This window comes from Desulfitobacterium sp. LBE, assembly GCF_007830365.1.
Lineage (GTDB): Bacteria > Bacillota > Desulfitobacteriia > Desulfitobacteriales > Desulfitobacteriaceae > Desulfitobacterium > Desulfitobacterium hafniense.
The window spans coordinates 168,819-179,367 of the sequence record NZ_VLKD01000001.1 but is presented as its reverse complement, the minus strand read 5'-3'; the positions used below and the strand labels follow the sequence as shown (position 1 = coordinate 179,367).

Here is a 10,549-nt window from a genome sequence, read left to right as displayed (position 1 = left end):
CATGTGTTAGGCACGCCGCCAGCGTTCGTCCTGAGCCAGGATCAAACTCTCCATAAAATTTATGAAGAACTTTGATTGCTCAAATTTCTTTACTCATTTGACGAGTCATTGGCTGTTCCTTGTTGTTTAGTTTTCAAAGACCAGGGACTATTTTGTCGTCCGCCGGTTATTGGCGGCGAAATTTATAATAGCATTTCTGACGAATTTCGTCAACAGTAAATTCGATTAAAAATTTTAATTACCGTAATAATATTTTCAACATCCGGCGCAGCCATGGAGAAGATGCCATTGATCCTTTCTATAATTCAGACTGGCTGCGCAGCCCAAGCGTCTATTTTTTCTACTTTTATTTTGGTAGTAGCCAGCGCTTTTACATAAATCAAGGTGCAGCATGGCTCCTGCTTTGCTTTGAAAAAACGGTTTGAACGAAAGATAGAAATCGTTCAAACCGTTGCTATGATTAGATCTGGAGCGGGTGATGGGAATCGAACCCACGTAGCTAGCTTGGAAGGCTAGTGCTCTACCATTGAGCTACACCCGCAGAATAAATATGGTGCGCTCGAAGGGATTCGAACCCCTGGCCTTCTGATTCGTAGTCAGACGCTCTATCCAGCTGAGCTACGAGCGCAAATTCTGTACGGCGTTACCGTGCCGACAGTTATTGATTATAACCATAATTTTCTTCCAAGTCAATGGGAACTTGGCAGCTCGACCTGATTTATCAATCCTGCCAGCCCTTATTGACCTCAAATATCCCAAATTTAATCTTAACTCCCTGGCTGCTGAACTTTTCTTCATATTCCGTCTCAATATTTTCGGTGAATTCACTTTGATGCAAATCAAAGGTTCTGTACTTTTCAATAAAGCCTTCCTCGGCAAAGTACCTTAAGCTATCTTTAAACAATTCATCATCATCTGTTTTAAACCATATTTCTGAATGGTCTTTCATAAGCTTTTTATAGACCGACAGAAATTGAGGATGTGTTAGTCTTTTGTGATGATGCCTTCGGCTGGGCCATGGATTGCAAAAATTAATATAGATCTTTTCTATCTGGTCATGCTTGAAGATACTCTCCAGCTTGGCAATATTCATAGGAACAACTCTTACATTATGGAGAGCCTTCTCATTAATTTTTCGCAGAGCTTTGACCAGCACCTCATCATAAAGATCGATAGCTATATAATTGATATGAGGGTTCAGCTCTGCACATTGATTGATAAACTGCCCCCGTCCGCACCCCAGTTCAAGATGAATAGGGTGGTTATTGCCAAAGGCCTCCTGCCAATTTTCCTTATACTGCATAGGATTATAGATAACCTTAGGATCACTTTCCAGCTCAGGTCTTGCCCAGGCTTTTCGTCTAAGTCTCATGTCATTCTCCTCGATGTTCAAAAAATTAAAAAGTTCATAAAATAGCTATTGAAACCCTTGAAGCAAAGGACTATTCTGAGTAGTAGCTTAATCAACTTTTTGAATTGTAAAACTTCCGGATTATCGCTTAGTCCAGACCGTTCTGCCGCAGGCCAGCTCCCTCTCTCCTGACTGATCAAGAATGCGATGCAGGTATTGGAGCCCGGCGCCCTTGGCTCCTTGGCCTTGAGACAGTATGTCCGTACCATATGGGGTTTCTTTCTTATAGATCACTTCCAGCCGGTGCAGCCTGTAATCTTTTAGAGACTCTTCAGATATCCCTTCCAGCATCCACTCGACATACCGGGTATTGTTGACATGACCATTGGTATCAATATCGCTTCTTCGGACATGAAACCTTATCTCCGAGTGGATATCCGTGATTTCCGGCAAATCCTCAAAAGGCTCCTTCCCTTCATATCTCTCCGGCACTCCATATTGAGCCGCAAAATGGAGTGGGATCCGGGTGGGGCGCCTTTTATCAATATTTAAGTAAATCCACAGGGAGCCGGCTTTGCCTATGATATTCCCTTGGGAATCTCTGATCGTAAACATCCTTTCGCCATAAAACCGTTCAAACCCTGTATTAAGAGTCTCTATGGTTACCTTTTCCCCTAAACGGGGATAGCGCTCCATCTCCAATCGCCAACGATTAAGCACCCAGCAGGTTCTTAGCTCCATGAGGGATTCGATCCCTAATCCTACAGCCTCGGAATGAGCTATGGCACAATCTTCCAGAAAGTCCAATATAGTTATTACCGAAGCCTCTCCAAACTGATCCACCTGGAAATAAAAGATCTCATATTCTTTACTATATCCCGACATGATGACCATCCTTACTTATTTTTGACTATATCCATAGTTTAATCCATTATCGATTCCCAAGCAAAGAAAAACCCCCAAATACTACTTTTCAATCCGGCTATGAAGGAGTATCAGTATGACTTACGACCACCAATTCGTCCGCTCGACCATGATCATCTGTCTCTTGACATCCTTTATCGGGGCCTTTATGTCCAATTCTGTGAATATTGCTATTCCTGCCCTTTCTCTTGACTTTACCGTAACCCAATTGCATCTCAATTGGGTGGTAACCATTTATCTGTTAACCAGTGCCGCCTTGTCCATCCCTTGCGGACGTTTAGCAGATATTATCGGCAGACGGAAGCTCTTTCTGATCGGCATCGGTCTATTTTGCTTAAGCTCTTTAGGCTGCAGCCTGACTCCCTCTTTTAATGTTTTAATTTTCTTCCGGCTTTGCCAAGGCGTGGCCAATGCCATGATCGCCGGAACATCCATGGCGATTCTGACGACGGTGGTTCCTCCCCAACAACGGGGTAAAGCCCTGGGCATTGCTTCGGCCGCCGTCTATATAGGGCTTTCCCTTGGCCCCGTCTTAGGGGGATTGTTTGTCAAGCTCATCAGCTGGCGAGCAATTTTTGCTTTTGGCTTCGCCGTAGACGCTCTGATCCTGGTACTCATCCTTACCAAGCTGACAGGGGAGTGGAAAGCCGCCGCAGGAGAAGTTTACGACTATAAAGGAGCTGCTCTGTGGATTTCCGGCCTTACTCTCTTGCTGTTTGCCTTATCCAATTTAGCTTTAGCTCCCTTTTATACTCTCCTGCTGATTGCCGGCTTGGTCCTCTTAGGGATCTTTATCCGGGTTGAGCTCAAGAGCGACTCCCCCATCTTTGCCCTTAGGATCTTCGCTAAAAATACACCGTTCATCTTTTCCAATCTGGCCACAGTCATCAATTACCTTGCTACCTTCGCCTTAGGCTACCTCTTAGCCTTGTATCTCCAGCTCATCTTAGGGCTGGACAGCTCCCTGGCGGGACTTATACTTCTCTCCCAGCCCGTCCTCATGGCCCTTCTCTCCCCATTGGCCGGGCGGTTATCCGACAAGATCCAGCCCCGCATCCTCTCCTCTGTGGGCATGGCCATCGTTACTGCGGGACTCCTCCCGATCATCTTCTTTACGTCTTCCACACCCATTGCCTTGATTGTGGCTGATTTGGTGTTCATCGGCATCGGTTATGGACTGTTTGCCTCCCCCAACACCAATGCCGTCATGAGTTCGGTGGACAAACGCTATTACTCCATCGCTTCATCCACCTTAGGAACCATGCGGCTCTTAGGGCAGACCTTAAGCATGGCTACCGTATCCTTGATGACATCGCACTTTATCGGCAATACCAGCCTTTATTCCCCGGAGTATCCCCAGGCGTTCATGGTCAGCTTTAAATTGAGCTTTATTCTCTTCACCCTACTCTGCTTCCTGGGCATCTTCGCTTCCCTGGCCAGGGGCAAAAAAGAGCAGGTTCAATGATTGATGTTTTTCGCTTTGCTGTACTGGTGAAGGGTTAATCCTACCGTAATAACAGTTAAAAGAATTCCCGTGAACATGGCAAGGCCATAGCCCAAGCTTTTGGCTGCAATGAACAGGGTTTGCATTCCAGCCGCTTCATAGTATCCCATCCCCAAAAACAGATCATCAATCCCCGGGATATAGCCTATTTGATACACAATATGCCCGCCAATGATCAGGGGAATAAAGGCAAACACCAATTTAATCCGCTTGGAGGCCGCTTTCGTCTTAAAAGGCTTCCCCAGCCACCAGCCAAGTGCTCCGCCCAGCAGGGCCGCCAGCAAATAAGTCAAGGTAAACCAAAGCTGCCATTGACTTGGGGGCAGGGAGCCATGAAGAGGTTCAAAAACCATGATCGGAAAAAGGATTCCCATGAGCATACCAATAAAAACAGCATACCCTTGATTGACACGGGTCAGATGCCAAACCTCCCGTGCCGGCACTCTTAAGTTAACCTGAACATTCTCATGCTGACAATTGCTGACGCATTTAAAGCATAATTTGCAATCCAAATTATTATCCAGATAGGGCAAATGCTGACTCATTGGGCAGCCCTTGACCCCATCCCTGCCCACATAACAATCAAAAGTGGTGCATTTATTCAGGCATACCGCCGCATCTGCTCTTACTTCCAAGAGAGAACCGATGGAGGCCGTTCCGATAAAGCCTCCCAAAGGGCAAAAATGCCGGCACCAGGCATGGCGGGGATAAAGAACGCTGACAATAATGGCCAGACCTTGAATGACCAGGAGCAGCAAAGCCGTAAAAAGCATATGGGAACGCATGCCCGTAAAGATTTCCGCCCAAAAAATCAGGGCAAATAAAACACTCACCATCAGATAATCATATTTGACAAAGAGGGCGGGCAGCGGCCGTTTCGGATGATAGCGATCTTGTACAAATTCCATAATTTTGGAAAAAGGGCAAAATGTGCACCATAGTCTCCCCACTAAAGGGGATAGAATAGCCAGAGAGGGCCACCAAAGGCCCCAGACCAAGACAAAAACTTTCATAGTAAGCGGTAATTGAGGAAGAAAAACCAGTCCGACAATCAGCAGGAGGAACAAAACTGCCGAAATCCATTGCAGACTGTGGAGCAGCTTCCTACTTTTGAATAAACTTTTAAAGAATCCCCATTGTAAAAGATTGATTTTACTCCCGATTTTTTCCGCAGTAGGACCAAAAAAGATTTGCTCTAACCCGATGACATCCTGATCGGCGAGAAAGAAAGCCCGCTCCATGACCTGAATAAGCTCTGTTACATTGCCTTGGCGATAATTATGAGACAGGAGAAGTTGTGTCGCCTCAGAGGTTAATACAGGTACCTTGCGCTGATGCTTCTGAGCTAAGCTCTCCACAATGCCTTGAGCGATGATCGGGATATCCCTTTTACGCTCCCTTAAAGGCGCTATGGAGTAACTATGCTCAAAACAAGCAGCCAATTCAGGCATAAGCTGGGGATCCTTATGCTTGGTATCTTCCTGAATACTGCCGATGACCAGACAGGAATGATGAGCAGTGCCAAGCACCTGAGCCAGCCTTATTTGAAGCTCAGGGGTAATTTGATCTATTTCCTGGATGAAAAGGGTCCCCCCTGCGGCAATATCCTCAAAGGTAAAAGCAGCGTAAGAGCTTTCTGCAGCTTTCTTTTCCTCTTTGAGCAGATAACCCCATTGCTGTTCAAAACGCTGACCATTCAGGACGACAAAGGGAGCCGCCTCCCCAAAAAGCTGCTGATGAGCATACCAGGCCACCATTTGCCGGCCCGTGCCTCTCTCTCCCCTGATCAGCAAATGCCCCTCAGTCTGCTGGAGCTTCTTAAACAAGCGTTCTACCTCATGGGTGGTTTTCACACTGCCCCAGATCCCGTAAAATTTATCTTTATACCGGGTAAGCTGAATGGCCGACCGTAAGACTTCCTTATAACGGCTTGCCGAGAGCATTTGATGGGTTTCAGCAAGATTATCCGTTAAATTGCCGATGATGGTGCCGTAGATTTGAGGCCAGCGCAACAAGATACGAGCGAAATCTTCGGCCTTAATGGTCAGGAGGCGCACCGGCTCCAGAGAACGAATCGTTTCAGTGGCCGCCTTGCCCGTGACCAAAGAAACCATGCCCAATACCTTATCCTCACTGTCCAGCTTTCCTTCTTCGAGTATATAGACTGCCGCGGGCTTTTTTCCTGCTTCGATGAGAACGGCCCCTTTAGGGTAGATCTCCCAGTGAAATTCGTGAGCACACTCAATTCGCTCCTGTTGTGACAAATCCGCAAGAAAAGGCACCTCAGAGAGAAGATGGAATTTTTCTTTCACAGGGTTCACCCCCCTCTACGCTAAATTTGGAATTTTAAGTCTACTATACGCTATGGAAAAAGCTGCTGCCAAGGATTTTAAATTCACAAGAATAAGAATACATGATACAAAAAAGATGAGGTGATGGATTTGCCTTATGCAGGCATTGAAAAAGGCCAGCTATACTTGGCTGGAGACATTGGCGGAACCAAAACTCTCCTAGGACTTTATTCCCTGGAAGGCACCGAGCTTGTCTTAGTCGGGGAAAGGAATTTTCCCAGTAAAGACTGGCAGGACTTAACAGCCCTTATACAAGGATTTTTAGATGAAATAGCCCTAACACCTGAAGACATAACCGGAGGCTGCCTCAGCCTGGCCGGGCCCATCACTCAAGATAAGTGTTTCCTCACCAATTTGAATCGGGTTATTCATTGTCCTGACTTGCGCTCCTCCCTGCCATTGCGAAGGCCTCTGCTTTTGGTTAACGACCTTGAGGCTATGGGGCAGGGCCTCATGGATTTAAGGGGGGAAGATTTAATTTGTCTCAACCCTTCCGCAGAGAGTCCTTCCCCTTCCCTTGCCTCGCCTCCTGCCCTTTCCCTCGCCAGGCCCTCACTTAACCGGGCACTGATCGCCCCCGGTACAGGCTTGGGTCAGGCCATGATCCTGGCTGACGGACGGGTTTGCGCCACGGAAGGCGCCCATGGGGACTATGCCCCCCGCACCGAGCAGGAAATACGGTTGTGGCGCTTTCTGGCTCAACGATACGGTCATGTCAGCTATGAGAGAGTCCTCTCCGGTCCCGGGCTGGCAGATCTCTATCAATTTCTGCGCTGGGAGGCTCTTTCCCCCGCTCTCCCTGGCCCGGCCTCTGACTCTATCCCTGCTCCTGATTCTATCCTTACTCCTGCCGAGATCACAAAAAGAGCTCTCGACGGAATCTGTCCACTCTGTGCAGAAACATTGGAGCTCTTTGTGAAAATTCTGGGCGCGGAAGCAGGCAATCTCGCTTTAAGGACTTTGGCCTATGGAGGAATCTATCTGGGCGGGGGCATCCCCCCTAAAATCCTGCCCAAGCTCCAGGAAGATGGCTTCCTGGAGGCCTTTCTCGCTAAAGGCCGTTTGAGAGGGCTTTTGTCCCAGATCCCTATTTATGTGATCCTTAATGAGAAGACTCCTTTGCTGGGGGCCGCCCACCTGGCAGCGGCAGCCGAATATCCTGTATAGCCCCAACGGGCCTGAATGATTAACGTGCCCAGGGCCATGTGAACAGGTTTAGCAACATGACCCCGGTCGCTGAGAAACATGAAAGCGTATTCTTGTATGGTTTTCCCTCCACTGTCTGAAAACCCTTTATAAATTTATAATAACACCCTAAAGCATCTTGCTAGATTTTTATTCAAAGAGGCTGTCCGAAATTGGTACGCGCGTACTTATTTCGGACAGCCCTTTTACTTCCGGCAAAGCAGCGAAGCAGTCCTCCCTACCCACGGAGGAATCTATCTGGGTGGCGGCAGCCCCCCCCTGAGAAAACAGGAGGTTGCATTTTTTACCCTTACTTTACTTTTAATTAATGATACAAGGGATACAAAATGTTTTAGCCATGATATTGTATTAATGTGGAAATGAAACTTTTTACTTCACTTTTTCGTTTTACATACAGCAGAAGATTAACATATTGATCCAAACCAGTTTAATAAGAATTAAGAAAGCGGAACGAGCCATATTAATATAAGGTAAGTGATTAAAACAGCGGGAGGCTGATGATGCAGAATAAGCTCTTAAATGTAAAAAACCTGCAAACTAAAGGTTCCGGCGCCGCTTTCCTGATTACCGGGGTTTTTCTGACTTTATTTGTGGCTTTTCTTTATTTTGACCGGAGTTCTGAGCTTTCGGCTGTCATCCAGAATTTAGGAGCGGCGGGAATGCTGCTCGCCGTTATGCTCATGGCTGTTTTCTGCCTGACCCCCATTCCTTCGGAAGGCCTGGTTGTAGTCTTCCTGAAGATCTATGGCATATACCTTGGGACATTTCTGGCCTGGCTGGGATGCAATCTGGGTACCTTGGTTATCTTTTTTGCAGCCAGGCATTACGGGCAGATCTTTTTTAAAAAGCTTCTGACTCCGGAGCGGTTTAAGCTGGTGGATAGCTGGGTTAACGATAAAGGAACCTGGGGTTTGTTTATCGCCCGGCTGCTGCCGCTCCCGGCCTTCATCGTCAATTACGCTGCCGGAATGATTCCGTCGATTAAATTGTGGCCCTACTTCTGGACAGCTGCTTTATCCATCATTCCCTATTATGTGGGAACTGCTTTAGTCTATCTGGGGATTACAGCCAAGATGTGGATTTGGCTGGTGATCGGCGGAGCAGCAATTCTTATTTTCTGGAGCGTTAGCTATCTGCTTAACCGAAAATCCCTCAAAGTCGGTTGATCGTAACTATTCCAAGCTGCTAAGGCTCAGCAAAGGAGATCTTTTACAGAAATGGCTGCCACTTTAATTTCATTGCAGGAGGTTGAGCAATATGAGCAATTTACGGGTGTTAGTCATTTCCGCTGCCTTTGGTGCAGGCCATATCAGGGCTGCTGAGGCGGTTATTGAGGCAATCTGGGCTAAAAGGCCCAACACTGAGATCTATCACGCCGATTTCGGAGCATTTTTGAATAAAGCCTTTCATTTGGTGATTAAAACCGCCTACATTGATATGATCAAATATACTCCCAAGCTCTGGGGGGAATTCTATTACAGGACATCGGATATCCCGCCGGATTCCTTGTTCCAGCGTTTTTTAAATGGTTTGGGGCGCCAGGAGTTTATCAGCTATATCCATTCTGTGCAGCCGGATCTTATTGTCTGCACTTATCCGACCATAGCCGGCGTTTTGGCTCAGTTGAAAGAAAAACGGCTCCTAACCGTTCCCCTGGCTGCTGTGGTAACCGATTATGCCATTCACAATCAATGGGTTCATCAAGGTGTAGACTTGTACCTGGTGGGCTCACAAGAGGTTGCGGATGGATTGGCTCAACGGGGCATCGATCCGGGGTGCCTTAAGGTTACTGGAATACCAGTCAGTCCCAAATTTGAAATCAAACTGGACCGGGAAGAGCTGGCCGGAAGATTCGGGCTCGATCCGGATCAGCCCACTATACTGGTCATGGGAGGAGCGTATGGGGTTCTGGATAACGCCGCAGGCATCTGCCGGTTGATCATGCAAAACAAACTTCCTGTCCAGCTGCTGATCGTTTGCGGCAGGGATAAACGACTATACAGTACCCTGGAACCGCTGGTCCGAAAAGCGGAAAACAGAGTGCTGCTCTTCGAATTTGTGGAGAATGTAGAAGAATTGATGACAGTTTCCGATCTTATGATAACCAAAGCAGGGGGCCTGACCGTGTCAGAAGCGTTGACCAAGCAGCTGCCCATGGTGATTTACAAGCCTATCCCCGGTCAGGAAAAAGTAAACTCAGAGTTTTTAAGAAGGATTGGAACAGGCAAGATTGCCACTACCGAACGGGAGCTCCTGCAAATTCTGACTCATCTTCTGGAAAATCCGGAGGAAATCAAGGTAATGAGTCATGCGGCCGCGAAACTGCCCCGGCGCACTGCGGAGACTGCTGCGGATTATTTGCTTGGGCTGTTTCGCCAGCGGAATAGGGTCCGAAAGGTTGGGTAGGGTCAATGGCCAGAACAATACCGCAGATAAAGAGGATGGTATTCTCAAACACCGGTGTCAATCGCCACATTTAATCCGATCATGTTGACCATAACGATTATTATTAGAGATTACTCTTGCAGAGGTTAAGTCGTTTATTTTCATATACATCCCACCTTCTAATAATTGAGTAGCGATATTCTTTCAAGATATTGTCATCTTTCAAAATACAATTTTAAAATGATTTAACAGTTATTCATCTGAATCATTAAAAAATGCCTAAGACTTTCAACAACCTTCTGATTTTGAACATAACCCATAGGGTTGCCGGTTTTCAGATCGCTTTGAGCTCGATGCTCATATTCTGCAATCCAATCTTTCCTACCATCCGCATTAAATGGGGTCATATGTATATTAACTTTCAGGGCTCCAGGCGGAGCCAACATAGGTTCGAAGGTTAGCCTTCCGTGATCAAACAAGGATATTTGCCCTGCCTTATAGAGTTTAGCGGATATCTCTTGAATCTCCCTGAAAGATGCATTTCTTATATTATAGCTTTTGGATAACTCTTCCCAAATGTCGGTAGCCACATGCTCTTTTTGTTCTGGGGCGGATTTTTCCAGAAGGCTAAAGAAAACATCAGCCTTTTGGTTTGCACTCAGATTTATATTGGCTCTTGAGTACAACAATGGATTATAGTCCATGCTAACTCTCATAGAATCACTCCTGTATATATTTTTAAATTATCCTCTATATAAATATTATCGTAAGTAAATCATCCGATGTTTAATCACTTCTGGATAATTATGTTCATAATGGAAGTAAAAT

8 protein-coding genes and 2 tRNA genes are annotated in these 10,549 nt (G+C 46.5%); 4 read left to right on the top strand and 6 right to left on the bottom strand.

The annotated features are described in order from the left end of the window. Positions 1-467 precede the first annotated feature (467 nt). The 4 genes from DESLBE_RS00825 to DESLBE_RS00810 form a co-directional block, all read right to left on the bottom strand. Positions 468-541: transfer RNA gene (locus DESLBE_RS00825), tRNA-Gly, on the bottom strand. A 10-nt stretch (positions 542-551) separates the two neighbouring features. Continuing rightward, positions 552-628, bottom strand: a tRNA-Arg gene (locus DESLBE_RS00820). 93 nt (positions 629-721) lie between these two features. Then, positions 722-1,372 (bottom strand): tRNA (guanosine(46)-N7)-methyltransferase TrmB, encoded by a 651-nt coding sequence (gene trmB, locus DESLBE_RS00815; RefSeq protein WP_144674849.1) that lies wholly within the window; start codon positions 1,370-1,372, stop codon positions 722-724. 120 nt (positions 1,373-1,492) lie between these two features. Beyond that, the gene (locus DESLBE_RS00810) at positions 1,493-2,236 is read right to left on the bottom strand and encodes an acyl-ACP thioesterase domain-containing protein (RefSeq protein WP_243131204.1); all 744 of its coding nucleotides are present in this window, start codon (positions 2,234-2,236) and stop codon (positions 1,493-1,495) included. A gap of 115 nt (positions 2,237-2,351) precedes the next feature. Here DESLBE_RS00810 and DESLBE_RS00805 point away from each other — a divergent pair, with 115 nt between their 5' ends. Then, positions 2,352-3,740 (top strand): MFS transporter, encoded by a 1,389-nt coding sequence (locus DESLBE_RS00805; RefSeq protein ID WP_144674847.1) that lies wholly within the window; start codon positions 2,352-2,354, stop codon positions 3,738-3,740. Here DESLBE_RS00805 and DESLBE_RS00800 read toward each other — a convergent pair. Then, positions 3,734-6,091 carry a sigma 54-interacting transcriptional regulator gene (locus DESLBE_RS00800; protein WP_144674846.1) on the bottom strand — a complete coding sequence of 786 codons (2,358 nt, stop codon included), beginning with the start codon at positions 6,089-6,091 and terminating at the stop codon, positions 3,734-3,736. The two genes, DESLBE_RS00805 and DESLBE_RS00800, sit on opposite strands and share 7 nt — an antisense overlap. 123 nt (positions 6,092-6,214) lie before the next feature. Between DESLBE_RS00800 and glk the strand changes: the two genes are divergently transcribed. From glk to DESLBE_RS00785, 3 genes are all read left to right on the top strand, one after another. Then, positions 6,215-7,297: a glucokinase gene (gene glk, locus DESLBE_RS00795; protein WP_144674845.1), complete on the top strand. Its 1,083-nt coding sequence runs from the start codon at positions 6,215-6,217 to the stop codon at positions 7,295-7,297. Positions 7,298-7,833: 536 nt separating this feature from the next. Continuing rightward, positions 7,834-8,502, top strand: coding sequence for a VTT domain-containing protein (locus DESLBE_RS00790; RefSeq protein ID WP_144674844.1), 669 nt, complete (start codon positions 7,834-7,836; stop codon positions 8,500-8,502). A 91-nt stretch (positions 8,503-8,593) separates the two neighbouring features. Beyond that, entirely contained in the window at positions 8,594-9,742 is a 1,149-nt protein-coding gene (locus DESLBE_RS00785) for a glycosyltransferase (protein ID WP_144674843.1), read from the top strand. A 224-nt stretch (positions 9,743-9,966) separates the two neighbouring features. Here DESLBE_RS00785 and DESLBE_RS00780 read toward each other — a convergent pair whose 3' ends face one another. Then, on the bottom strand, positions 9,967-10,437 hold the full coding sequence (locus DESLBE_RS00780; RefSeq protein ID WP_144674842.1) for a hypothetical protein: 471 nt from the start codon (positions 10,435-10,437) through the stop codon (positions 9,967-9,969). Between the last annotated feature and the right edge of the window lie 112 nt (positions 10,438-10,549).

Coding starts and splice junctions, on each gene's coding strand:
- DESLBE_RS00805 (WP_144674847.1), top strand. CDS start 2,352: ATGACTTACGACCACCAATTCGTCCGCTCGACCATGATCATCTGTCTC.
- glk (WP_144674845.1), top strand. CDS start 6,215: ATGGATTTGCCTTATGCAGGCATTGAAAAAGGCCAGCTATACTTGGCT.
- DESLBE_RS00790 (WP_144674844.1), top strand. CDS start 7,834: ATGATGCAGAATAAGCTCTTAAATGTAAAAAACCTGCAAACTAAAGGT.
- DESLBE_RS00785 (WP_144674843.1), top strand. CDS start 8,594: ATGAGCAATTTACGGGTGTTAGTCATTTCCGCTGCCTTTGGTGCAGGC.
- DESLBE_RS00810 (WP_243131204.1), bottom strand. CDS start 2,236: ATGTCGGGATATAGTAAAGAATATGAGATCTTTTATTTCCAGGTGGAT.
- trmB (WP_144674849.1), bottom strand. CDS start 1,372: ATGAGACTTAGACGAAAAGCCTGGGCAAGACCTGAGCTGGAAAGTGAT.
- DESLBE_RS00780 (WP_144674842.1), bottom strand. CDS start 10,437: ATGAGAGTTAGCATGGACTATAATCCATTGTTGTACTCAAGAGCCAAT.